Source organism: Streptomyces sp. V3I8, assembly GCF_030817535.1.
Lineage (GTDB): Bacteria > Actinomycetota > Actinomycetes > Streptomycetales > Streptomycetaceae > Streptomyces.
This window is the reverse complement of the sequence record NZ_JAUSZL010000002.1, coordinates 5,405,912-5,428,273: the sequence shown is the minus strand read 5'-3', so window position 1 is coordinate 5,428,273 and position 22,362 is coordinate 5,405,912. Positions and strand designations below refer to the sequence as shown.

Below are 22,362 nucleotides of genomic sequence, written 5' to 3'. Positions count from 1 at the left end.
TTCTGGGAAATTGATTCACATTTCACCAAGCAGATATCCACAGTGGTACATTCCCTGCATCCCATTGAGAGTGTGGTCAAATGATTTCTCTTATCGATTTAGTCGATCTGGCTCGACGATTCGAAAGTGACCTCTCTCTACCTGTCGACCCGCTTCGAATAAAGGATCGGGAAATTGATGTCGACGCCACCCCTGTCATTATGGGGTGCATCAATCTTTCGCAAGACTCAACCTATCGGGAGAGCATTTCAACCTCAACTCAATCTGCCATCCGAAGAGGTCGCATTCTCACGGCGCAGGGGGCAGAGATCGTCGACATCGGCGCCGAGTCGAGTAACCCCCGCACCGTACGATTCACAACGCACGAACAGACTTCCGCCTTGGTGCCAGTCATAAGAGAACTTGCTTCGCAAGGCATAACTGTTTCGATAGAGACTTATGACCCTACCGTTGCCAGATCTTCCTTGGAAGCGGGGGCGCTCATCCTGAATTACACCGGCGGGTTAACATCAGACAACGAAATTTTTCGTATCGTGGCCGACCATCAGGCCACGATCATCCTGTGCTATATCGAAGGAAATAGCTCTCGAGACGCGAGCGCAAAGAGCATACACGAAGATCCCATCCCAGGAATGCTTGACTACTTCGACAAGCGCGTGAAACACGCTCGCTCTATGGGAGTCGATCGAATCGCCATCGACCCTGGAATCGGCTTCTCCCATAACAAGTCTGTAACCGCTGACGTTCGCACTCGCTATCAGGCCAGAGCCCTACTAAATACATTTCGATTGCGACGCATTGGCCTCCCCATCTGTCACGCTTTACCGCATGCATTCAATCTTTTCGAGGATGAATTTCGCACCGCCGAAAGCTTTTTTGCGGTGTTAGCGCACCTTGGAGGAACTGGCATATATCGCACTCACGAAGTTCCTAGAATCAGGGCGACATTATCTACTCTACAGGCACTCGAACCTCAAAAAATTAGCCTAGATAACAGCGACTAATATAACGAGGTGACTCGGTCCTGGCTGCCGTTTCTAAAGGATGTTGCACAAGGCCGTGAACTGGGCGTCTCCGGTGTATGGCTGGGGTGCTGAGGGCTGAACGCGTGTGGGTGGAGACGTTCACGGGGCTGCGGTGGGAGCAGTTCGGGCGGTTGTTGAAGGCGGTGCGGGAGCGGAGTGGCAACGGCACCCTGCGGGGCCGGCCATGGGCTCTGCCGCTGGCTGAGCGGGTCCTGATCGTGGCGGTTTACTACCGCACGAACCTGACCATGCGACAGCTCGGGCTGCTCTTCGGTGTCTCGTCCTCGACCGTGTGCCGGGTGATTCAGAAGCTGGGTCCGCTGTTCGCAGTGGAGCTCGTGGCCCGCCCGGCCGATGCGGCGGACCGGTTGTGGATCGTGGACGGCACACTGATCCCGGTCCGCGACCGCAAGGTCGGGGTGTCCAGCCGCAACTGCCGGTTCTCGGCGAATGTGCAGGTCATCGTGGACGGGGATACCCGGCTTGTCATCGCGGCAGGTCGTCCGGTGCCGGGCACCACCGCGGATGCGCATGCTTGGCGGGCCTCCGGACTGGCCGAACACTGCCAGGACGTGACCGTGCTAGCCGACGGCGCCTACCTCAACTGCGGCATGGTCACCCCGCACCGCAAACGCCCCCAACGCGGGCTGCTGCCAGGCGAGGAGGCCGACAACGCGGACCACCGAACTGTGCGGGCCCGGGTGGAACATGTCATCGGCCGCATGAAGAACTACAAGATCCTCCGCGACTGCCGACAGCACGGCGACGGCCTCTACCACGCCGTCCAGGCCGTCGCCCACATACACAACCTCGCCCTCGCATCACGACCAGAAGACTGTGATCACAGGACCTGACCTGCCCAAACACGGCCTTGTGTAACACGCTTTAGTACGCGGTACGCAAGCTTCGGACGTATCGTGGGGCCGCCCGGTTCTTCGTCAGTGTCGTGCTTCCGCGCGCCGCGTAAACGGCGGCCTGCGGCCGTCGCCTGCGGCGATTGCACTTCACCCTTGACCCGGCCCGCTCCAGCACGGGTCAGAAGCGAACGTGCGGCCCGGAAAGGTGGGGCCCAGGAGGTAGGGATGCGGGCCGGGTTGGTGGGGCTGCAAGGGTGGGCTTGCGGGCGCAGTCGCGTTTCGCCGACACGCCGGGGCGGCTCAGCGGCTGTCGGTGAGTGGGTGGCTGCCGGTGACCGGGCGGACGCCAGGCGCGGCCAGCGCGGGCTACGGCACCTATGCGAACGAGGGGCTCTATCCGGAGTCCACGTCGTGTGCCGGCGGCTGCGGTTCCTTCGCCCGAATCGAGAACGCCCCCACCAACCGCTCGACGTACCTCGACCGTTCCGACGACGATGGGGCGACCTGGGCGAACACGTCCGAACCGGTCGGGGCCGGTCTCACCTACGCGTACACCAAGATCGGCAACAACCTCAACGGGCGGGTGTCCCGCACGGCCCTGCTGAGCCCGTCAGCGGCAACGGCAACAGCGGCGGCGGACACCGCATCGTCCCGCCGCGCGCCTCGGCCACCGTCACGGTGCCAGCGGGGGTGACGGCGGGAGTCGCCGTCTTCGACCGGCAGACCGGCACGTTCACCGAGCAGCTGAATCCGGCCATGCAGTTCCGGTCGGCCTCCGTGGTCAAACTCCTGATCGCGCTGGACTACCTGTGGAACCGCGGCCCCACCTACGAGATTCCGGCCGGTGACCGGACCCAGCTGAACTCCATGCTCCGCAGCAGCGACGACGACGCGGCCAGTGACTTCTGGGTGCGCAATAGCGGGGGCGCGATCGTCACCCGGATGTCCGACGAACTGAAACTCTCCGACACGACTAGGCCGCCGACCGGCCAGGACGGTATGTGAGGCCGAGATCGAGAACCAGTGAGAAAACGGTAAGTGCATGACCGGGATCAGTAAGCATCTCTCCCTCTGGACGGCGGCCCTCGCTCTGACGGTGGGCGGTGTGATCGCCGCCCCTGCGGCCGGTGCCGCCTCAGACGACGACTGCGTGGTCCGGGTGAGCGACAACCGGTTGTGGTGCGGGAACAACTCACCGGTCATCACGCGCAAGGGTGCCTGCCATGAAGCCCCCGTCACGGGGCAGTTGTTGGCGAATTACAGCTGGTTCGACTGCTGGACCAGTGGCGAACTGCACGGGGGCGGCAACACCATCTGGTACCACACCGCCGCCGACTGGGCCCATCCCAACTACGACGAGTGGGGATACGTTCCGGCGGACTGGGTGGGCACGACGGGTTCATTCGAAGCCGATCCGACCGCGCACGGTCTGCGGCGCTGCTGAGGGGGGCGGACCGCTCTTTGACGCCGCCGGTCTCGTCGACGAGGGCGGCGGCGTCCGCGCTCCCGCCGGGGCGCGACGAGACGTGCGCCGGGGATCGGGAACGGGCTATGCGCCGCCGTCACTGCCGTCGCGTAGGGAGTGGATCATGCTTCGCAGGGTCCGGAGCGCGTGCGACCGGTCGGCCTCGGTCAGGCCGGCCAGCATTCTGAGCTCGACGGACCGGACCGCCGCGGTCGCCTGCTCCAGGCTCTGCCGGCCGCGGGGTGTGAGCTGCGTGGGAAGGACCTTCCCGACGGGTGCCTGTGCGGGTCTGGTCACGTAGCCCTCTCGTTCCAGGTTCTGGAGCAGCACGTTCATCGACTGCCGCGTCACGAACGCGCCCCGCGCGAGCTCGGAGTTCGACAAGCCCGGCCGCTGGGACAGCAGTTCGAGGCAGGAGTAGTGCGTCACGCTCATCCCGAGCGGCCGCAGCACCTCCTCCATGGCCACGCGCAGAGCGCTCGACGCCTCTTTCAGCAGGTAGCCCAGTGACGTCTTCAGGTCGACACCCTCTTGATTCATGTCAGGATTCTGACATAGGTTGACCTGTGTCAGAAAGCTGACACGAAAAGAAGGAGCACCGCCATGCCCGCCACCGGCCCCGACTTCATCTCGCTCCAGGCCCGCGACCTCGACGCCTCGCAGGCGTTCTACGAGCAGTACCTGGGCCTCGTCCGCTCGCAGGCCGGACCTCCGCACGCCGTCGTCTTCGAGACGAAGCCGATCGCGTTCGCACTGCGCGACCTCGTTCCCGGCACCGATCTCGCATCCGTCGCCCAGCCCGGCATCGGTGCCGCGATCTGGCTCCACGCCACGGACGTCCAGGCCATCCACGACGCCCTCGCCGCCGACGGCCACACCATCGTCTCCGCGCCGGTCGACGGCCCCTTCGGCCGGACCTTCACCTTCGCCGACCCCGACGGCTACCGGATCACCCTGCACGACCGCACCTGACCGGCCGTACGCCGTCTCCCGCCCCGCCGCCCCGACGACGTTCCCCTCCTGTACAGGTACCCGGAGGGCTAGGAACGGTGTGCTCGGGGATGATCTGGTGCATGGGGCATGAGACAGGGCGCGGGACGGACGGGGACGACGCCCGGGCATGGGACGAGCGGTTGGCCTGGGCGTACGGGCTGATCTCGAAGGATCCCGGCGAGCGGGCCGCCGCACTGGATCGGCTGGCCGCCGCCAGGAAAGCCACGGACGAGGCCGTCGAGCGGTTCAACGCGACCTTGCTGGCGTTGCAGGAGCAGGGGGTGCGGGAACCGTACGGGGTTCCGGCCCTGCGGCTGGCCCACGAGGAGCACCTGCGGATCCGGGGTTCCTCCCTGCCCGACGGTCTGTGGGACCGGTGGGACTGCGAGGACATCGCGAAGTGGCCGGGGCTGCCCTACGCCCTGCTCTTCCTGGAGTGGGAGGCCCGGTTCCCGTACGAGTGGACCCTCACCGCCAAGGCCTGGGGGACGAAGCAGGGGCTCGTCCGGGATCTGGCCGTGGACTCCGTCGGGCGGGATCCGGTGGCCCGGGCCAAGCTGATCGACCTCGTGGAGATCGTCGTGCGGCGGGCCTACCGCTGCAAGGACCGCGAGTACGTGCGGGTGGCCCGGGTTCTCGACGGGCCTCCCCTGCGCGTACGGCTGGAGGCGGCCCGGCGTTCGGAGAACCCCTGGGCCCGGTTGCACGCCGGGTACGTGCTGTGGATGCTCGACCGGCCCGAGCTGCCCAACAGCCGGCGCGTCTGGCGCACCTGGCTGGCCGACGCCCGTCCGTGAGGGGGCCGGCGCCCGGCCGTGAGAGGGGCGGCGCCTTGCCGTGAGGAGGCCGCGCCCGCCCGGCAACCTTTCCGCCCGCGGCTGCCACCGCTCTGCGACAGCTCCTCAACTCCGTGACGAGGGTGGGCAGATGAGCCGTAACACCAGTGTGGGCAGTCGTAGGCGGTTCCTGATCGGTGCCGCGGGTGCGGGCGGCGCCGGGGTCCTCGGCGCCCTGGGCCTGCCCGGTACCGCCAGTGCCGCCGGTGTCCCTGGAGGCGTCGCCGCGACCGGGACCGTCTACATCGCCAGTGACTCCACCGCGCAGACCTACAGCTCCGGTTACTACCCCCAGGCCGGATGGGGACAGAAACTGTCCGGATACTTCACCTCGAACATCACCGTCGCCAACCGCGCCATCGGCGGGCGCAGCTCGCGCTCCTTCATCGAGCAGGGGCGGCTGGCCGCGATCCACCAGGTGATCAAGGCCGGTGACTACCTGTTCGTGCAGTTCGGGCACAACGACGCCACCGTCGGCAACGCGGAGCGGTACACCTCCCTCGCCGACTACAAGGAGTACCTCCGCAACGACTACATCCGGGCGACCCGGGCGCGCGGGGCGACACCGGTCGTCGTCACGCCCGTCTCGCGCCGCTCCTACAACGCGACCACCGGGAAGTTCAACGTCTCCTTCCCCGCGTACGTGGACGCCGCGAAGGCAGTCGCGCAGGAGGAGGGGGCTGCGCTGGTCGACCTGGCGGCGGCCAGCCGGGCCTACCTCGACGGGATCGGCGTCGAGGCCTCCAAGGGGATCTTCCTGTGGCTGAACGCGGGGCAGTACCCGAACTTCCCCGGCGGGGTCCAGGACAACACCCACTTCCAGGAGCGGGGTGCCGTCGAGATGGCCCGGCTGGTCGCGCGGGCCGTGGCGGGGCTGGGGCTGCCGGTGTCGGGCGAGGTGGTGCCGGGGGTCCGGGCCGGGGTCCGGTGAGGGAGGCTGGTTGGTTAGTCTCGGCCGACCGGCGGACGGAGGAGTCCGCCGGACGCGACGGCAGGAGGCAGTGATGGCGAAGGTACCGGCCGCGGCGGTGGCCGCCGGTGGACTCATCGGCGGGTACGGGGTCGCCCGCTGGACCAGGAAGCGTCAGCTCGGCGGGGTCGTGCTCGCCGCCGCCGGGGCGGCCGCCGCCCAGCGGTGGCGGCAGCAGGCGGGAGGGAGGGCGGCCGGGGCGCTGACCGCCGCGTACGTCGCCGCCTTCGCCGGCTCCCATCCGCTCGCCAGGGAGGTCGGGGCGTGGCCCGCGGTGTTCGGGGCGGCCGGGGCCGTGGCACTGGCGTCGTGGGCCGTGGCCGACCGGCGGGGCTGAGTCCCGCCCCCGACGCTCGCCCCCCTATCGGCCGACCCCCGTCGGCCGTCCCCCATCCGCCGACCCCCATACGCTGTCCCCGTCGGCCGACCCCCATACGCCGTCCCCCGTCAGGCCTCGTCAGTCCCCAGCGGGTCTCATCGGGCCCGGCCTCAGCCCGTCCGCCTGGCCCCGCCCGGTCCGGACGGGCCCGGTCCGGACGGCCCCCGTACCGGCGCCCGGCGGTGCCTCACTCGTCGACGGCCTCGCCGAAGCCCGCGCCGTCGCCCGGAGCGCCGAGCGAGGTCGCGCCGTAGAGCCACGCGCCGGTCGTGACGAGGCCCTTCGTGCTCGCGGACAGGTGCCAGACCACCCCGTCGTGGCCGTCCTCGTCCGGCGCGGCGGCCAGCAGGTCGGAGCGGCCGTCGTGGTCCGTGTCGGCGAGCCGCACCTGCTGCCCCCACGCGTCACCGGCCTCCGCGGTCCCGGGGACCTCGGCGCTGTTCTGGTCGAAGGACTGGGCGCCCGTGGCCGTCAGGCCCTCGGCCGAGCCGCGCAGCAGCCACACCGCGCCCGCGTCCGCGACGGTGCCGATGTCCTCGCCGGGGGCGCCGACGGCGACGTCCGCGTAACCGTCCCCGTCGACGTCGCCGACGGAGAGCTCGGTGCCCCAGGCGTCACCGCGCTCGCCGGCACCGGGCACACCCGGGGAGTTCTGCGTCCAGTACTGGGGCGCCTCCTCGGTCCCGTCCTCAGGAGCCTCCTGGCCCCTGAGGCCGCTGTCACTGCCGTAGTAGACGCCGATCATGCCGCCCGCCATGCCCTCCGCCTCGTGGTCGGGGCTGCTGTGGTGGCCCGTGACGAGGTCGTCGTACCCGTCGCCGTCGATGTCCCCCGACGCGGTGGAGACACCGCCGCGCAGGTCGCGCCGGAAGGTCACGCCGCTCTCGCCGCCCGAGTAGACCGCCGACCAGCCCTGCGCATGGTCGTCGTCGGGGCCGAACCCCGAGATCACCAGCTCGGCGTAGCCGTCCGAGTCGTAGTCGCCGGTGGTCAGGTACGCCGGTGTGAGGGCGCGTCCGGCGGGGTGCGCGGTCGTGTCGAGCGTGCCGGTGTGCCGCAGGGAGCCCGCGCTGTAGGTGAACAGCTCGGCGCCGCGGTGGTCGGTCACGGCGACGACGTCGCCCGGGGATGCCCCCGTCAGCCGGGCCGCGGTGACGGCGGAGCCGAAGCGGACCCCGGCGGCCGGGGACGCGGATGCGATCGTGACGCTGCGGGCGGCGCCCAGCCCGGTCCCGGAGCCGTACAGGACGGTCACCCGGCCGGCGTCCTCCAGCGAACCGACCTCCTCGCCGGGCGCCCCGATCACCGCGTCGTCGTACCCGTCGCCGTCGAGGTCACCCGTGGCGACGGCCGCACCGAAGGCGTCGTACGTCTGCGAGGTGCCCGGAACACCGGCGGTGGACTGGCTGAAGACCGCGGTACGGGCCTTCGGGGCGCTCTTGGCGGTGCCGATGCCGTTGGCCGCCCCGTACTGGACGGTGACGAACCCGGCGCCCTCCTTGCCGTCGGCGGTGCCCTTCGGCGCGCCGATCAGGACGTCGTCGTACCCGTCGCCGTCGAAGTCGGAGTTGCGGTCGTTCGCGGCGGTCCCGCCGGGGGTGCCCGCGAAGGAGGCGGGCGCGGCGGCGATGCCGAGGCCGCCCAGCAGCAGGAAGGAGGCCGCGGAGACGGCGAAGGAGACGGTCCTGCGGCGGGAGCCGAGGTTCTTGCTGGTCATGATGTGTTCCCCCGTTGATGGACAGCACTGAGGCGTCACGTGCGATCGAAAGGCCGGTGTGTACGTGAGAGCGGTGATGTGTGGCGGTAAAGCCTTGTTGCTCTCACTCACGCCTGGTTCGACACGAGACCTGCCGGGAGAGTTGTGGCACCCGGGGGTGCCGTGACGCAGCGGTTACGTCTGTAGCGGTACGCGGACCTCACGGGTACGGGCACCGGGACCGGTGCCCGTACCCGTACCGGTGCCGACGTCACCGGTGCCTGGCCCGTCCGGCACACCCCGGAACGCCCGCCGGTAGGCCTGCGGGCTCGTGCCCACCACTTTCCTGAACCGGTCCCGGAAGGCGGTCGGCGAGCCGAACCCGGCCTGTACCGCGATGCGTTCGACGGGATGGGTGGTGTTCTCCAGCAGGTGCTGGGCCGTGCGCACCCGCGCCCGGTGCAGCCACTGCAGGGGCGTCGTGCCGGTCTGCTCGCGGAAACGGCGGTTGAGCGTACGGGCGCTGGTGCCCGCCCGGGCGGCGATGTCGTCCAGGGTGAGGTCGCGGCCGGCGTTCTCCTCCAACCACGCCAGCAGGGGTTCCATCGTCGTGCCGGCCGGGGCCGGGGGCCGGCCGTGGACGATGAACTGGGCCTGTCCGCCCTCCCGTTCGAGCGGCATGACGGACATCCGGGCCACGTGGGCCGCGACGGCCGAGCCGTAGTCCTTGCGGATCATGTGCAGGCACATGTCCATCGCCGCGGCGGCCCCCGCCGAGGTGAGGAACTGGCCGTTGTCGACGTAGAGGACGTTGGGGTCGACCGTCACCGCCGGGTGCAGGGCGGCCAGGTCCGCGGCCGCGATCCAGTGGGTCGTCGCCCGCTGTCCGTCCAGCAGCCCGGTGGCGGCGAGGATGAACGCGCCCACGCAGACCGAGGCGATGCGCGTGCCGTTCGCCGCCGCCGCGCGCAGGGCCTGCGCCACCCCCGGCGGCAGCGGTCCGGTCGGGTCGGCGGTGCCCGGCACGATGATCGTGTCCGCCTCGGCCAGCGCCTCCAGCCCGTACGGCGCGCGCACGGTGAACGCGCCGGCGTTCACCTCCCCGGTCACCGAGCAGACCCGGACGCGGTAGGGGGCGCGGCCGTCCGGCAGCCGGGCCCAGTTGAAGGTGTCGATCGGAGCGGCGAGGTCGAACGGGATGACCTGGTCGAGCGCCAGTACGGCCACGGTGTGCATGGCAAGAGCGTAGGGGGGCGACGGATTCCCGCCAAGGAGCGGAAGCGGCTGCCGCGGACGGGGAAGCCGAGCCCACGGGCCCTGGCGGGAATCCGTTGAAGGCTGGCAATCTCGCCACTTCCACCGGATCCGGTGCGCCGCCTACCGTCCCCTCGTGACCAAGTTCCTCCTCGCACTCCATGTCCTCGTCGCGATCGTCGCCGTCGGTCCCGTCACCGTCGCGGCCAGCATGTTCCCGCCCGCCGCCCGGCGGGCCCTCGCCGCTCCCGGCGATCCCCGGGCGACGGAGACCCTGCGGCTGCTGCACCGGATCTGCCGGGTGTACGCGGCCGTCGGCATCGCCGTTCCCGTGCTGGGGATGGCCACGGCTCTCAGCATGGGCGTGCTCGGCGACGCCTGGCTGCTCGTCTCGATGGTGCTGACCGGGATCGCCGCGGCTGTTCTGCTGGCGCTGGTGCTGCCCCGTCAGGAGGAACTGCTGGAAGCGGTGGACGCGGCCGGCTCCGCGGAGGCCGCCCCGACGGCGCCCGCGTCCACGTCGGTATCCACGTCCACGGAGGCCGCCGCGACGCTCTCCACCTCCACCGAAACCGCCCCGAGCGAAACCGCCCCGAGCACCCGCGTCACCGTCCGGCTCGCCATGTTCACCGGCGTCTTCAACCTGCTCTGGGCCACCGTCACGATCCTCATGATTGTGCGGCCCGGTTCCACCACGGGCGCCTGACCCTCACCACCTGACCCTCACCACCTACCGCTCGACGCCCGCCGCTCACACCCGCCGCCCGCACGCCGCGGGCCGCTGCGGACGGGCGAGGACCAGTCCCTCCATCGAGTCGCCGGTGTCCTCCTTGAAACGCCGGGCCACGGCCGTCGCGACGAGCACCCCCGCCGAGATCACGAGCGTGGCGGACGCCCAGGTCAGGGACCAGGGCCGGCCGGACACGCCGGGCGGCTCGCCGTTCGCGCTCAGCGAGGCGTACAGGAGCGCGGCCGGCGGCACCGCCACCAGCAGCAGCGGCCAGGCAAGGGCGTCACGGCGGCCGAAGTACGCGGCCAGGGGGAGCAGGCAGCCGGCCAGGGCGGCGGCTCCGAGGACGGTCACCGGAGCCGCCTCCGCGGTCGGGCCGAACGACGCGGGGCGGTCGCGCGGCTCCCAGGGGACGCACAGGAGGTACGCCGCCGAGGACAGGACGGCACCCAGCAGGCGGGTCAGCCAGCGTTCCGTCCAGGGGCGCTCCGACAGCGGGCCCAGCAGCTTCTCGGTCATAGGAACGAACGTTCCTCTGCCGCACGCGGGGCCGACAGAGTACGCGTACTCAGTTCGGATCTAGGCCTTCGCGCCCGCCCCCGTGCCGGTGCCCGTGCCCCCGCCCGGCGACCCGGCGGGGCCGGCGGCCGTCGACAGCGGGCTCGCGATGTCCTCCAGGGAGCGCCCCTCCGCCTTGACCGCGAGCGCCGCCGCGACGAGGCCCGCCGCGCACATCAGACCGGCGCCGATCTGGAAGGCGAGGACCGTGTCTCCGACGACGCCCGTGCTGGTCAGGTCGGCGAAGATCAGCGGACCGCTGATGCCGCCGGCCGCGGTGCCGATGGCGTAGAAGAAGGCGATGGCCATCGCACGGGTCTCCATCGGGAAGATCTCGGAGACGGTCAGGTACGCGCTGCTCGCGCCGGCCGACGCGAAGAAGAGGACCACGCACCAGCAGGCGGTCAGGGTGACCGCGCTCAACGAACCCTGGTCGAAGAGGTACGCCGTGCCGAACAGCAGGACGCCGGAGAGCAGGTAGGTGGACGAGATCATGATCCGGCGGCCCACGGTGTCGAAGAGCTTGCCGAGGAGCAGCGGGCCGATGAAGTTGCCGGCCGCGATGACGGCGAAGTAGTAACCGGTCTTCCCCGTCGGCACGTCGAAGAACTTGGTGAGGATCGCGCCGAAGCCGAAGGTGATCGCGTTGTAGAGGAACGCCTGCCCGATGAAGAGGGACAGACCCAGCACGGCGCGCTTGCGGTACGTCGAGAAGACCGTGCGGCCGATCTCCAGGAACCCGATGCTCTTGCGCTGGTGGATGGTGATCTCCCCGGCGGGCGGCGGGAGTTCCTTCCCGGTCTCCTCCTTGATCTGCCCCTCGGCCTCGGTGACCAGCCGTTCCGCCTCCTCGCCCTTGCCGTGGATGAACAGCCACCTGGGGCTCTCGGGGACGTTGCGGCGTACGAGCAGGATGACCAGGCCGAGGACGACGCCGAGGACGAAGGTGAGCCGCCAGCCGACGTTCATCGCGAACAGGTCGGTGTCCAGCGCGACGATCGACAGGAGGGAGCCGGCGACCGCGCCCAGCCAGAAGCTGCCGTTGATGATCAGGTCGACGCGGCCGCGGTACTTCGAGGGGATCAGTTCGTCGATCGCCGAGTTGATGGCCGCGTACTCGCCGCCGATGCCGAAGCCGGTGAGGAAGCGGAAGAGGAAGAACCACCAGGTGGAGAAGGAGAGCGCCGTCATGGCGGTGGCCGCCAGGTAGACCGCCAGGGTGACCATGAACAGCTTGCGGCGGCCGAAGATGTCCGTGAGCCGGCCGAAGACCAGGGCTCCCAGGCAGGCTCCCGCCACGTAGAGGGCGGCTGCCAGGCCGGTGACCTGGGCGGCCGAGATGGGCAGGCCGCTGCCGGGCTCCGAGAGCCGGCCGGCGATGTTGCCGACGACGGTGACTTCCAGACCGTCCAGGATCCAGACGGTGCCGAGACCGATCACGATGGTCCAGTGCCAGCGTGACCAGGGCAGCCGGTCCAGTCGGGCGGGCACGGCGGTGGTGACGGCTCCGCTGCCCGCGGATCCGGTGCCGGCGTCGGTTACGGCCATGGGCTCTCTCCTCGACGAGCGAACCCCGCACGGGGGTGGGCGAACCCCCTACGTGTCCCCCCGACGCGCCGCTTTACGCCCCGGTCACGGCCGCTCGCACCCGGTCGGCCCAGGTCAGCCGCCCGCACCGGCCGCCGGGCTCGACCACCCGGGCCGGGGCCCGGCCCGGCCGTCCGTACCGGCCGCCCGGGTCAGCCGCCCAGAGCCCGCGACACCGTGTAGATGACAAGGCCGGCCAGTGATCCGACCACCGTGCCGTTGATCCGGATGAACTGCAGGTCACGGCCGATGTGCGCCTCGATCTTCCGGGAGGTGTGCTCGGCGTCCCAGCCGGCGACGGTGTCGGTGATCAGGGAGGTGATCTCGTCGCGGTACGTCGTCACGACGTACACCGCCGCCCCCTCGACCCAGCCGTCGACCTTGGCCTGGAGCCGCGCGTCACCGGCCATCCGCGCGCCGAGGGACAGCAGCGAGGCCCGCACGCGCAGCCGCAGCTCGCTGCGCTCGTCCTCCGCGGCGGACACGATCATCTGCCGTACGGAGGACCAGGCGGACGCGATCAGGTCCTGGACCTCGCCGCGGCCGAGGACCTCGCGCTTGAGGTTCTCCACCCGCGCCCGGGTGTCGGTGTCGGACTGGAGGTCGGCGGCGAAGTCGCCGAGGAAGCGGTCCAGGGCGCCGCGGGCCGGGTGGGCGGGCATGTCGCGCATCTCGGTGACGAAGCGCAGCAGTTCCTTGTAGACGCGCTCGCCGACCCGCTTGTCGACGAACTTCGGGGTCCAGCCGGGGGCGCCGCCCTGCACGGCGTCCATCACCTGCTCGTCGTGGAGGACGAGCCAGTCGTGGGCGCGTACGCAGATCAGGTCGACGACCCGCCGGTGGCCGCCGTCCGCGACGATCCTCTCCAGGGTCTTGCCCATGCCGGGGGCGATCTCCTGCGCGTCGGCCCGCCGGTTGATGGCCTCGCCGACCACCGCCTGGACGTCCGAGTCGCGCAGCACCGCGAGGGCGCCCCTGAGCGCGGTGGCCAGCTCCGCCGTCACCCGGTCGGCGTGCTCGGGGTCGGCCAGCCAGGTGCCGAGGCGGCTGCCGATGCCGACGGACCGCAGCCGCTGCCGTACGACGTCCTGGGACAGGAAGTTCTCCCCGACGAACTCGCCCAGGGAGACGCCGAGCTGGTCCTTCTTGGTCGGGATGATCGCGGTGTGCGGGATGGGCAGGCCCAGGGGCCGGCGGAACAGCGCGGTGACGGCGAACCAGTCGGCCAGCGCGCCGACCATGCCGGCCTCGGCGGCCGCGGCCACGTACCCGGCCCAGGCGCCCGCGCCGGAGTTCTCGGCCCAGGTGGCGAACACGTAGACGAGGGCGACCAGGAGCAGCAGCCCGGTCGCCGTGGTTTTCATCCGGCGGACGCCCCGGAACTTCTCCTCGTCGGCGGGGCTGAACGAGTTCATCGCCCGGTTCGGTGCGGCGGCGCCGGTCCCCGGGGAGCCCGCGGCGCCCGGCAGGCCCGCGGCGCCCGCAGGATCCGCGGCGCCCGTGGGGTTCGCCACACCGCCGGGGCGGGAAGACCCGCCCTGCGGACCCGTTTCCCCTGCTTCGTCCTCTTTCGTGCTTTCCATCCGCTCCATCCGTTCCCGGGTCCCCCCATCGCATTGTCCCAACCTGACCGACTCCTGGAACGGAACAGGAGTTCCCGGCGTCTGTCCGGGCGGGGCCCCGTCGGGTCCTTGCCACGCCATGCCTCATCATGGGGTGATCACACCGGAGCCCGGGCTCCCATTTTTTCGAGGAGATACGCACCGCATGACCAAGCGTCACGGTTATGCCTTGCTGGCCGCGATCATCGCCGTCATCGTCGCCATCTCAGCCGCCATATACGCCGGTGTCACCGCCGACGACAGCCCGGAGACCGCGGTCACCGGTGCCCGCGGCCCGCACAACTCGGCGGCACCCGCGTCCGCCGGCACCTGGGTGGGCGCCTGGTCGGCGTCCCCGGCGGGCTCGGAGCCGGGCACCGAGGAGAACGGCATGGCGGGCCGCTCGGTACGCAACGTGGTGCACATGGCGGTCGGCGGCACCGCGGCCCGGATCACGCTCTCCAACCTCTACGGACAGCAGCCGCTCAGCATCACGCACGCCTCGGTCGCCGTGGCCGCCACCGGGAACGACGCCGCCGCGGCCCCCGGCACGATGCGCCGCCTCACCTTCGGCGGCCGCCCCTCCGTGCTGGTGCCGCCCGGGCGGCAGGTGGTCAGCGACGCCGTACGGGTACTGGTCCCGCACGCCACGGACGTGCTGGTCACGACGTACTCGCCGACCCCGTCCGGACCCGTCACCTACCACCCGCAGGCACGGCAGATCTCGTACACCGCGGAGGGCGACCGCACGGAGGACGTCAGCGGCGTCCCCTACACCGGGCAGACGCCCTACTGGCGCTACCTGACCGCGGTGGACGTGCTGAGCAACGAGTCGGACGGCACGGTCGTCGTCATCGGCGACTCGCTCACCGACGGCGTGACCTCCACCGTGGGCGAGAACCGGCGCTGGACGGACGTCCTCGCCGGCCGGCTGCGCGGCGGCTCGGACGGGCCCCGCTACAGCGTGGTCAACCAGGGCATCAGCGGCAACCGCGTCCTCACCAGCGGCCTCGGCCGCCCCGCCGAGAACCCGAGCGGCCTGAGCCGCTTCGACCGCGACGTGCTCGGCCGCACCAATGTCAGGGCCGTCGTGGTGGCCCTCGGTGTCAACGACATCCTGCGCACCCCGAGCCAGACCGACGCGAACAAGATCACCGCGGGGCTGCGCGGGCTGACGCGGCTGGCCCACGCCCGCGGCCTGCGGGTCGTCGGCGCCACCCTGATGCCCTTCCAGGGCCACCGCGGCTACCTCCCCCACCTCGAGGACACCCGGCAGGCCGTCAACGCCCAGATCCGCGCGGGCGGGGTCTTCGACGCGTACGCCGACTTCGACAAGGCGCTCCGCGATCCGTACGACCCCCGCCGCCTGCGCGCCGACTACGACTCGGGCGACCACCTCCACCCGAGCGACAAGGGCTACGCCCGCATGGCGGAGGTCTTCGACACCGACACCCTCAAGGGCGCGGCGCCGGCGCAGCTGTAGAAAGCCCGGGGCGAGCCCGCGGTCGAAAACCCGCGGGCCCCGGCGGGGGCTGATCGCGCCGTTCCCCGCGCCCCTGACAACAGGCGCGTGGAAGACCGCGCAGTCTTTCGTCTTCAGGGGCGCGGGGAACGGCGCAGTCCTTTGCCCTTGGGGGCGCGGGGAACTGCGCAGTCTTTTAGGGGCGCGGGGAACTGCGCGACCAGCCACGACGCACCCGCACCCGCCCACACACCGGCGGCAGCGGCGGCGGCGGCCAAGCCGAAGAGGGGCGCGCCCTCAGTCCCGCCCCGCCTCCAACTCGCCCCGCCGCTCGGCCCGCCGCTCCACCTTCTCCTGCCGCCGCGCCTCCTTGAGGCGGGCCCGCTCCGCGCGGGACACCTTCCGCTCGATCCCCACCCCGCCCCAGAACGCGAACCCGGTCACCACGACCCGCGGAGCCCCCGGCTCACCGGGCACCCCCTCCTGACCGTGGTCGAACCCGCCCATGATCCCGATCCCGCGGACGACGACCTCGACCCCCGGCGGCACGATCACCTGCGTCCCGCCCATGACGGCGACGCAGTTGACGACGACCTCGCCGGCCGCGAAGTTCGCCTCCCGCAGATCGATGACACCCCCGCCCCAGAAGACGACGGAGTTGAACCTCCGCGGCACGGTCCAGTGCCCCTTGCGCTCGAACCCCGACATGACCGCCACGCCCCACTGCGACGAGGAGTCCGAGTCACCGACGATCCGCCCGGCCCAGTCCCCGCTGCCGCCCGGCCCCTTGACCATCGACACGGCCGGCCCCGGAGCGGTGACGCCCGGCACGGGCAGATCCCGCGTGATCGGCTCCAACTCGCCGTACGTACGCGCCTTGTACGTCGCCTCCAGCCGCTCCTCGAACTCCGCCATGTCCAGGCGGCCTTCGGCGAGGGCGTCCCTCAGCACTTCGCAGACCTGCTCACGGTCGGCGTCGGAAGCACGCAGTTCGGGAAGTCCGCCCGGGAGTTCGTCCGTCATGACAGCAGCCTACGAGGTTGCCTTCTCCGCGTACATGCGGCTGATGACGGCCTCGATGTCGGGTTCCCGTACCGACAGGTCCACCAGCGGGTACTCGGCCGCGATCCGCGCCACCAGCGGTGCCGCCGACTGCGCCGCCGGGAAGGCGAGCCACTGCCGCGGCCCCTCGACCTTCACCACCCGCGCCGACTCCACCTCGACGGGGGGCAGTTCGCGCTCCAGGTCCACGACCAGCGTGCGCTCGCTCTCCCCTATCTCGTGCAGCCCGGAGAGCGGACCGTCGTACATCAGGCGCCCGTGGTCGATGACCATCACGCGCCGGCACAACTGCTCGATGTCGGAGAGGTCGTGGGTCGTCAGCAGCACGGTCGTGCCGCGCTCCGCGTTGAGGTCCCGCAGGAACTCCCGCACCCGCACCTTGCTGATCACGTCGAGCCCGATCGTCGGCTCGTCCAGGTACAGCACCTCGGGATCGTGCAGCAGCGCCGCCGCGATGTCCCCGCGCATCCGCTGCCCGAGCGAGAGCTGCCGTACGGGCACGTCCAGCAGGGCGCCCAGCTCCAGGAGTTCCACGCACCGGTCGAGGTTCTCGGCGTACCGCGCGTCGGGGATCCGGTACATGCGGTGCATCAGCTTGTACGAGTCGATCAGCGGGAGGTCCCACCACAGGGTGGTCCGCTGTCCGAACACCACGCCGATGTGCCGCGCGAGCCGGGTACGTTCGCGGGACGGGTCGATACCCGCCACCCGCAGGCGCCCGCCGCTCGGTGTGAGGATGCCGGTGAGCATCTTGATGGTGGTGGACTTGCCCGCGCCGTTCGGCCCGATGTAGCCGACCATCTCGCCGCGCGCCACGGTGAAGGAGATCGAGTCGACCGCCCGGACCTCCCGCCGCTCACTGCGCAGGAAGCCGGTCTTCTTGCGCACGTCGAAGACCTTCTCGACCCGGTCGAGGTGGATGAACCCGTTCTCCCGGGATCCGGTGCCGGTGCCGGTGCCGGTGCCGGTGCCACTGTCTGTGCCGGTGCCGCTGTCTGTGCCGCTGCCGGTACTGATGTCGGTGTCCACGAACTAACTCCCCGTGCTCCGGTACGAACGAAGGCCCGCCCGCCAGGCGAGACCTGCCAGCGCGCAGCAGGCGGTCGCCACGAGCGGCGACAGGAACGCCACCCACTGCGGCAGGTCGAGCGGATACGGCAGCCCGAGCACGTACAGCGCGGGCAGCCAGTTGACGAAGGCCAGCGGCACGACGAAGGTCACCCCGCGCACCAGTTCCTTCGCGAAGACGGTCGGCGGGTACTGCAGCAGCGTGGTCCCGCCGTACGTGAACGAGTTCTGCACCTGGGACGCGTCCTGCGCCACGAACTGGAAGGCCCCGCCCGCCACGAACACCGCCCCGAAGATGGCCGCCCCGCCGGCCACCGTCACCGGCAGCAGCAGCACCTTGAGCGGCGTCCAGTCGATGTCGACCACGGCGAGCGCGTACCCGAGGACCAGCAGCCCCTGCGTGATCCGGCCCAGCCGGCGCACCGCGAACCGGTCCGCGGCGACCTGCGCGAGCACCGGCACGGGACGCACGAGCAGGGTGTCGAGCGTGCCGTCGCGCACCCGGCCGCCCAGCCGGTTCATCGAGCCGAACAGCAGCTCGGTGAGACCGAACGCCGCGCTGGACAGCCCGTACAGGAAGGCCACCTGGCCCAGCGAGTAGCCGCCGAGCTCGTCGACCCGCGAGAACATCAGCAGGATCGTCATGAAGTCGAGCGCGGTCCCCGCGAAGTTCCCGAAGAGGGTCATCGCGAAGGACGCGCGGTACGCCATCGTCGAGCGGATCCACATCCACGCGATCAGCCGGTAGGCCCGCAGCCCCTCCGCAAGCCGCGAACCGCCGGCCCGCTCGAAGCCGGGGTGCACGTCCTGCCGCTCCCGGAGGTCAGCCACCCTGGACCACCACCCTGCGCGTGGCCGCCGACTGGAGCAGCCGGCCCACCGCCAGCAGCCCGACGGCCCAGGCCGCCTGGAAGGCGTACGTACGCAGCAGCGCGACGCCCGTGCGCTCGCCGAGCAGCACGTCCGCCGGGGCCTGCAGCAGCGCCGACCAGGGCAGTGCCCGGGCCAGCTCGCCGAGCGCGCCCGGGAAGACGTTCAGCGGCAGCGTCATCCCGGAGAAGAAGATCGCCGCCAGGACGGACAGCTGCTGCGCGCCCGCCCCGTCCATGAACCAGAACGCCGCGAGCGCCACGAGATAGCGGATCGCGAAGCTCACCAGGACACCGAGCAGCACGGCGACGAGGAACGCCGCCCAGGTCCCGATGTCGGAGGGCAGCGCGAGCCGGAAGACGAGGCCGCCGATCATCATCGGCACCACACCACGCCCCAGCAGCTGGAAGGCGGCCCGCCCGGTGTCCGCCGCCAGCCACCACGACTGGAGATCGACGGGCCGGTACAGGTCGATCGCGATGTCACCCGTACGGATTCTCTCGGTCATCTCGTCCTCGAAACCGCCGCCCATCACCGCGACCACCGCGAGCAGCCCCTGCCCCACCCACACGTACGTCACGGCCTGGGCCTGGTCGTACCCGCCGAGGCCGGGCCGCTCGTCCCACAGCGCGATGTACGTGTACGCCAGGATCAGCCCGAAGACCGTGTTGGTGAACACCCCCGCGGCGGTGGCCACCCGGTAGGTCGCGTACCGTCGGAAACCGCCTGCCGCGACGGCCGCGTACAACCTCCAAGCCCGCACCACGAACCCTCTCCGGTAGTTCCGAGCCAAAACGCTGGAGCCTAGTCGCGGGACCGTGCCGCGTGCCAGGCGTTTTCTTCGCGCCCTCTCCTCACGACGCGTGCCACGCACAGGGAACGATTCACCGGATGGGACAGTCTTCAAGGGTGGGCGCACCAGGCGTACGAGGGCGTACCAGATGTACGACGTGAAACGGGAGCACGGCACACGATGAACGACCAGCCGCAGCCTGAGCAGCAGCAGCCGAGCGAGGGCTGGGCACCGAGAGACCCCGACACCCCCGCCGCGGCGGAGCCGGCTCCGGCTCCGGCTCCGGCCGAAGAAAAGCCCGGGGAGCCCGGGGAGCCTGGGGAGCTCAGGGAGTCCGGGGAGCCCGGGGAGCCCGAGAAGGCGGAGAAGGCGGAGAAGGCGGAGAAGGCCAAGCGGCCCAAGCGCACCGGCTGGAAGCGGCTGATCCCGACCTGGCGGATCGTGCTCGGCACCTTCGTCGTCGGGATCCTGCTGCTCGTCGGCGTCTTCGCGCTCGGTTACTACCTGGTGAAGATCCCTTCGGCGAACGCGACCGCGATCAAGCAGAGCAACGTCTACCTGTACGCGGACGGCAGCCAGCTCGCCCGCGACGGCGAGGTGAACCGCGAGAACGTGGACCTGTCGCTGATCTCCGAGGACGCCCAGCACGCGGTGCTCGCCGCCGAGGACCGCGACTTCTACACCGAGTCCGCGGTCGACCCCAAGGCGATGCTCCGCGCCGGCTGGAACACCGCCACCGGCAAGGGCAAGCAGTCCGGCTCGACGATCACCCAGCAGTACGTGAAGAACTACTACCTGGCGCAGGAGCAGACGGTCACGCGCAAGGTGAAGGAGTTCTTCATCTCGATCAAGCTGGACCGCGAGAAGAGCAAGGACGACATCCTCGAGGGCTACCTCAACACCAGTTACTTCGGCCGCAACGCGTACGGCGTCCAGGCCGCGGCGCAGGCCTACTACGGCGTCGACGCCAAGGACCTGACGGCCGGCCAGGGCGCCTACCTGGCCGCGCTCCTCAACGCGCCGAGCGAGTACGACGTGGTCGCGCACCCCGAGAACAAGCCGGCGGCCCTGGCCCGCTGGAACTACGTCCTCGACGGCATGGTCAAGAAGGACTGGATCACCGACTCCGAGCGCTCCGGTGTCGAGTTCCCCGCGCCCAAGGAGACGGTGATCGCGGCCGGCATGTCGGGCCAGCGCGGCTACATCGTCAAGGCCGTCAACGACTACCTCGCCGACCACGACATCCTCGACGAGGACGCCCTGAACGCGGGCGGCTACCGCATCACGACCACCCTGCAGAAGTCGAAGCAGGACTCCTTCGTGAAGGCCGTCGACGACCAGGTGACGGACGAGCTCGACAAGAAGGACCGCAAGGTCGACACCTACGTCCGCGCGGGCGGCGCCTCCATCGACCCGAAGACCGGCAAGGTCGTCGCGATGTACGGCGGCATCGACTACACGAAGCAGTACTACAACAACGCCACACGCCGGGACTACCAGGTCGGCTCCATCTTCAAGCCGTTCGTGTTCACCTCGGCCGTGCAGAACGACTCGGTCACCCAGGACGGCCGCCCGATCACCCCGAACACCGTCTACGACGGCACGAACCAGCGCCCCGTACAGGGCTGGGACGGCGGCCGGTACGCCCCGGAGAACGAGGACCAGGTCTCGTACGGCCGGATCCCGGTCCGCACCGCCACCGACAAGTCCGTGAACTCGGTGTACGCGCAGATGGCCGTGGACGTCGGCTCCGCGAAGGTCGAGAAGACCGCCGTCGCCCTCGGCATCCCGTCCGACACCCCCGACCTGAACCCGTCCCCGTCCATCGCGCTCGGCACGGCCACCGCCAGCGTCCTCGACATGACGGAGGCGTACGCGACGCTCGCCAACCACGGCAAGCACGGCACGTACACGATCATCGAGAAGATCACCAAGGACGGCTCGGAGGCCGTGGAGCTGCCTGCGGCGAAGACCGAGCAGGCCGTCAGCAGGGAGGCCGCGGACACGACGACCTCCATCCTGCGGAGCGTCGTCGAGGGCGGCACCGGAACGGCCGCCCAGGCCGCCGGACGCCCCGTGGCGGGCAAGACCGGCACCGCGGAGGACGACAAGGCGGCCTGGTTCGCCGGCTACACCCCGAACCTCGCCACCGTCGTCGCCGTGATGGGCCAGGACCCCGACACGGGCGAGCACAAGTCGCTGTACGGGGCGCTCGGACAGGCGCGCATCAACGGCGGCGGCTACCCGGCGCAGATCTGGGCCCAGTACACGAAGGCCGCACTGAAGGGCGTGAAGGTCCAGGACTTCGACCTGAACCTCCAGGACGGCGCCGAGCAGCAGGAACTCCCGCCGCCCGACTCCGACGGGGACGAGACCGGGACGGGCGGCACCACCGGCGACGGCGGCACGACCACCGGCGGCGAGGAGACCCCGGCCACCGAGGGCCAGGACAACGGCGGCACCACGGGCGGCGACACCGACGGGGGCACCACCGGGGACGGCGGGACGACGACCGGCGGCGGCACCACGGACGGCGGTGACACCGGCGGCACCACGGGCGACGGCGGAACGACGACCGACGGCGGCACCACGGACGGCGGTGACACCGGCGGCACCACGGGCGACGGCGGAACGACGACCGACGGCGGCACCACGGACGGCGGGATCGGATCGACGGGAACGACGATCGGCGACTTCCCGTAGCCCGCGGCCGCTCTTGCCGGCCACCGGCGGCCGGGGCCGCCGCTCCGGCCGTCGGTGGCCGGGGCCGCCGCTCCGGCCGTCGGTGGCCGGGGTCCGGCGGCCGGGGCCTAGTGGCCGGAGGTCGCCTTCAGCCCGACGACGGCCACCAGCAGCAGACAGACGAAGAAGATCCGGGCGGCGGTCGCCGGTTCACCGAGCGCCACCATGCCGACCACCGCCGCACCGGCCGCGCCGATGCCCACCCAGACCCCGTACGCGGTACCGATGGGCAGCGACTTCGCCGCGTACGACAGCAGGAGCATGCTGGCGACGATGCCGGCACCGGTGAAGAGGCTGGGCACGAGCCGCGTGAATCCCTCGGTGTACTTCATACCGACCGACCAGCCGACCTCGAGCAGACCGGCGACGACGAGCAGGACCCAGGCCATCAGGCACCTCCGTGAAGGAATCAAC

Annotated in this window: 22 protein-coding genes; 11 read left to right on the top strand and 11 right to left on the bottom strand. The window is 70.6% G+C overall.

The annotated features are described in order from the left end of the window. Window positions 1-80: 80 nt before the first annotated feature. The 4 genes from QFZ75_RS24190 to QFZ75_RS24175 all read left to right on the top strand — a co-directional run bounded on the left by QFZ75_RS24190 (window position 81) and on the right by QFZ75_RS24175 (window position 3,326). Window positions 81-1,004: a dihydropteroate synthase gene (locus QFZ75_RS24190; RefSeq protein WP_307540063.1), complete on the top strand. Its 924-nt coding sequence runs from the start codon at window positions 81-83 to the stop codon at window positions 1,002-1,004. A gap of 77 nt (window positions 1,005-1,081) precedes the next feature. Beyond that, entirely contained in the window at window positions 1,082-1,879 is a 798-nt protein-coding gene (locus QFZ75_RS24185) for a transposase family protein (protein WP_307540061.1), read from the top strand. 693 nt (window positions 1,880-2,572) lie between these two features. Next, complete coding sequence (locus tag QFZ75_RS24180; RefSeq protein WP_307540059.1) at window positions 2,573-2,887, top strand: hypothetical protein; 315 nt, start codon at window positions 2,573-2,575, stop codon at window positions 2,885-2,887. Window positions 2,888-2,924: 37 nt separating this feature from the next. Further along, window positions 2,925-3,326, top strand: coding sequence for a hypothetical protein (locus QFZ75_RS24175; protein ID WP_307540058.1), 402 nt, complete (start codon window positions 2,925-2,927; stop codon window positions 3,324-3,326). Between the two features lie 105 nt (window positions 3,327-3,431). Here QFZ75_RS24175 and QFZ75_RS24170 read toward each other — a convergent pair whose 3' ends face one another. After that, window positions 3,432-3,887, bottom strand: coding sequence for a MarR family winged helix-turn-helix transcriptional regulator (locus tag QFZ75_RS24170; RefSeq protein ID WP_307540056.1), 456 nt, complete (start codon window positions 3,885-3,887; stop codon window positions 3,432-3,434). A 63-nt stretch (window positions 3,888-3,950) separates the two neighbouring features. Between QFZ75_RS24170 and QFZ75_RS24165 the strand changes: the two genes are divergently transcribed. The 4 genes from QFZ75_RS24165 (at window position 3,951) to QFZ75_RS24150 (ending at window position 6,483) form a co-directional block, all read left to right on the top strand. After that, window positions 3,951-4,319, top strand: a complete 369-nt coding sequence (locus tag QFZ75_RS24165; RefSeq protein WP_307540055.1) for a VOC family protein — start codon at window positions 3,951-3,953, stop codon at window positions 4,317-4,319. Between the two features lie 101 nt (window positions 4,320-4,420). Next, complete coding sequence (locus QFZ75_RS24160; RefSeq protein ID WP_307540053.1) at window positions 4,421-5,137, top strand: hypothetical protein; 717 nt, start codon at window positions 4,421-4,423, stop codon at window positions 5,135-5,137. Window positions 5,138-5,267: 130 nt separating this feature from the next. After that, window positions 5,268-6,107: a rhamnogalacturonan acetylesterase gene (locus QFZ75_RS24155; RefSeq protein WP_307540052.1), complete on the top strand. Its 840-nt coding sequence runs from the start codon at window positions 5,268-5,270 to the stop codon at window positions 6,105-6,107. A 73-nt stretch (window positions 6,108-6,180) separates the two neighbouring features. Continuing rightward, the gene (locus QFZ75_RS24150; protein WP_307540051.1) at window positions 6,181-6,483 is read left to right on the top strand and encodes a hypothetical protein; all 303 of its coding nucleotides are present in this window, start codon (window positions 6,181-6,183) and stop codon (window positions 6,481-6,483) included. A gap of 229 nt (window positions 6,484-6,712) precedes the next feature. Here the strand turns inward: QFZ75_RS24150 and QFZ75_RS24145 are convergent, their stop codons facing one another. Beyond that, window positions 6,713-8,242: an FG-GAP repeat protein gene (locus tag QFZ75_RS24145; protein ID WP_307540049.1), complete on the bottom strand. Its 1,530-nt coding sequence runs from the start codon at window positions 8,240-8,242 to the stop codon at window positions 6,713-6,715. Window positions 8,243-8,416: 174 nt separating this feature from the next. Next, window positions 8,417-9,457: a GlxA family transcriptional regulator gene (locus tag QFZ75_RS24140; RefSeq protein ID WP_307540048.1), complete on the bottom strand. Its 1,041-nt coding sequence runs from the start codon at window positions 9,455-9,457 to the stop codon at window positions 8,417-8,419. 154 nt (window positions 9,458-9,611) lie between these two features. Here QFZ75_RS24140 and QFZ75_RS24135 point away from each other — a divergent pair, with 154 nt between their 5' ends. Continuing rightward, window positions 9,612-10,181: a protease gene (locus QFZ75_RS24135; RefSeq protein ID WP_307540046.1), complete on the top strand. Its 570-nt coding sequence runs from the start codon at window positions 9,612-9,614 to the stop codon at window positions 10,179-10,181. A 45-nt stretch (window positions 10,182-10,226) separates the two neighbouring features. Here the strand turns inward: QFZ75_RS24135 and QFZ75_RS24130 are convergent, their stop codons facing one another. The 3 genes from QFZ75_RS24130 to QFZ75_RS24120 all read right to left on the bottom strand — a co-directional run bounded on the left by QFZ75_RS24130 (window position 10,227) and on the right by QFZ75_RS24120 (window position 13,933). Then, window positions 10,227-10,724: a hypothetical protein gene (locus tag QFZ75_RS24130; protein ID WP_307540044.1), complete on the bottom strand. Its 498-nt coding sequence runs from the start codon at window positions 10,722-10,724 to the stop codon at window positions 10,227-10,229. Window positions 10,725-10,784: 60 nt separating this feature from the next. Next, window positions 10,785-12,311, bottom strand: coding sequence for an MFS transporter (locus QFZ75_RS24125; protein WP_307540042.1), 1,527 nt, complete (start codon window positions 12,309-12,311; stop codon window positions 10,785-10,787). A gap of 191 nt (window positions 12,312-12,502) precedes the next feature. Beyond that, the gene (locus QFZ75_RS24120; RefSeq protein WP_373465933.1) at window positions 12,503-13,933 is read right to left on the bottom strand and encodes a DUF445 domain-containing protein; all 1,431 of its coding nucleotides are present in this window, start codon (window positions 13,931-13,933) and stop codon (window positions 12,503-12,505) included. Window positions 13,934-14,117: 184 nt separating this feature from the next. Here QFZ75_RS24120 and QFZ75_RS24115 point away from each other — a divergent pair, with 184 nt between their 5' ends. Continuing rightward, on the top strand, window positions 14,118-15,434 hold the full coding sequence (locus QFZ75_RS24115) for an SGNH/GDSL hydrolase family protein (RefSeq protein WP_307540039.1): 1,317 nt from the start codon (window positions 14,118-14,120) through the stop codon (window positions 15,432-15,434). 276 nt (window positions 15,435-15,710) lie between these two features. On the opposite strand, the gene QFZ75_RS24110 is transcribed toward QFZ75_RS24115, so the two are convergent. From QFZ75_RS24110 to QFZ75_RS24095, 4 genes are all read right to left on the bottom strand, one after another. Further along, window positions 15,711-16,436: a DUF1707 domain-containing protein gene (locus tag QFZ75_RS24110; RefSeq protein ID WP_307540037.1), complete on the bottom strand. Its 726-nt coding sequence runs from the start codon at window positions 16,434-16,436 to the stop codon at window positions 15,711-15,713. A 9-nt stretch (window positions 16,437-16,445) separates the two neighbouring features. After that, entirely contained in the window at window positions 16,446-17,396 is a 951-nt protein-coding gene (locus tag QFZ75_RS24105) for an ATP-binding cassette domain-containing protein (protein ID WP_307544741.1), read from the bottom strand. Between the two features lie 111 nt (window positions 17,397-17,507). After that, on the bottom strand, window positions 17,508-18,374 hold the full coding sequence (locus QFZ75_RS24100; protein ID WP_373465932.1) for an ABC transporter permease: 867 nt from the start codon (window positions 18,372-18,374) through the stop codon (window positions 17,508-17,510). Then, complete coding sequence (locus tag QFZ75_RS24095; protein ID WP_307544737.1) at window positions 18,367-19,176, bottom strand: ABC-2 family transporter protein; 810 nt, start codon at window positions 19,174-19,176, stop codon at window positions 18,367-18,369. The genes QFZ75_RS24100 and QFZ75_RS24095 overlap by 8 nt, the downstream gene beginning before the upstream one ends. 210 nt (window positions 19,177-19,386) lie before the next feature. Here QFZ75_RS24095 and QFZ75_RS24090 point away from each other — a divergent pair, with 210 nt between their 5' ends. Further along, window positions 19,387-21,909, top strand: coding sequence for a transglycosylase domain-containing protein (locus tag QFZ75_RS24090; protein WP_307540035.1), 2,523 nt, complete (start codon window positions 19,387-19,389; stop codon window positions 21,907-21,909). 107 nt (window positions 21,910-22,016) lie between these two features. Here QFZ75_RS24090 and QFZ75_RS24085 read toward each other — a convergent pair whose 3' ends face one another. Then, window positions 22,017-22,337 carry a multidrug efflux SMR transporter gene (locus QFZ75_RS24085; RefSeq protein ID WP_307540034.1) on the bottom strand — a complete coding sequence of 107 codons (321 nt, stop codon included), beginning with the start codon at window positions 22,335-22,337 and terminating at the stop codon, window positions 22,017-22,019. Window positions 22,338-22,362: the final 25 nt, after the last annotated feature.

What these genes read in the sequence shown, in the direction of transcription:
- QFZ75_RS24190 (WP_307540063.1), top strand. Translation starts at nt 81, where the DNA reads ATGATTTCTCTTATCGATTTAGTCGATCTGGCTCGACGATTCGAAAGT.
- QFZ75_RS24185 (WP_307540061.1), top strand. Translation starts at nt 1,082, where the DNA reads ATGGCTGGGGTGCTGAGGGCTGAACGCGTGTGGGTGGAGACGTTCACG.
- QFZ75_RS24175 (WP_307540058.1), top strand. Translation starts at nt 2,925, where the DNA reads ATGACCGGGATCAGTAAGCATCTCTCCCTCTGGACGGCGGCCCTCGCT.
- QFZ75_RS24170 (WP_307540056.1), bottom strand. Translation starts at nt 3,887, where the DNA reads ATGAATCAAGAGGGTGTCGACCTGAAGACGTCACTGGGCTACCTGCTG.
- QFZ75_RS24165 (WP_307540055.1), top strand. Translation starts at nt 3,951, where the DNA reads ATGCCCGCCACCGGCCCCGACTTCATCTCGCTCCAGGCCCGCGACCTC.
- QFZ75_RS24160 (WP_307540053.1), top strand. Translation starts at nt 4,421, where the DNA reads ATGGGGCATGAGACAGGGCGCGGGACGGACGGGGACGACGCCCGGGCA.
- QFZ75_RS24155 (WP_307540052.1), top strand. Translation starts at nt 5,268, where the DNA reads ATGAGCCGTAACACCAGTGTGGGCAGTCGTAGGCGGTTCCTGATCGGT.
- QFZ75_RS24150 (WP_307540051.1), top strand. Translation starts at nt 6,181, where the DNA reads ATGGCGAAGGTACCGGCCGCGGCGGTGGCCGCCGGTGGACTCATCGGC.
- QFZ75_RS24145 (WP_307540049.1), bottom strand. Translation starts at nt 8,242, where the DNA reads ATGACCAGCAAGAACCTCGGCTCCCGCCGCAGGACCGTCTCCTTCGCC.
- QFZ75_RS24140 (WP_307540048.1), bottom strand. Translation starts at nt 9,457, where the DNA reads ATGCACACCGTGGCCGTACTGGCGCTCGACCAGGTCATCCCGTTCGAC.
- QFZ75_RS24130 (WP_307540044.1), bottom strand. Translation starts at nt 10,724, where the DNA reads ATGACCGAGAAGCTGCTGGGCCCGCTGTCGGAGCGCCCCTGGACGGAA.
- QFZ75_RS24125 (WP_307540042.1), bottom strand. Translation starts at nt 12,311, where the DNA reads ATGGCCGTAACCGACGCCGGCACCGGATCCGCGGGCAGCGGAGCCGTC.
- QFZ75_RS24120 (WP_373465933.1), bottom strand. Translation starts at nt 13,933, where the DNA reads ATGGAAAGCACGAAAGAGGACGAAGCAGGGGAAACGGGTCCGCAGGGC.
- QFZ75_RS24115 (WP_307540039.1), top strand. Translation starts at nt 14,118, where the DNA reads ATGACCAAGCGTCACGGTTATGCCTTGCTGGCCGCGATCATCGCCGTC.
- QFZ75_RS24110 (WP_307540037.1), bottom strand. Translation starts at nt 16,436, where the DNA reads ATGACGGACGAACTCCCGGGCGGACTTCCCGAACTGCGTGCTTCCGAC.
- QFZ75_RS24090 (WP_307540035.1), top strand. Translation starts at nt 19,387, where the DNA reads ATGAACGACCAGCCGCAGCCTGAGCAGCAGCAGCCGAGCGAGGGCTGG.
- QFZ75_RS24085 (WP_307540034.1), bottom strand. Translation starts at nt 22,337, where the DNA reads ATGGCCTGGGTCCTGCTCGTCGTCGCCGGTCTGCTCGAGGTCGGCTGG.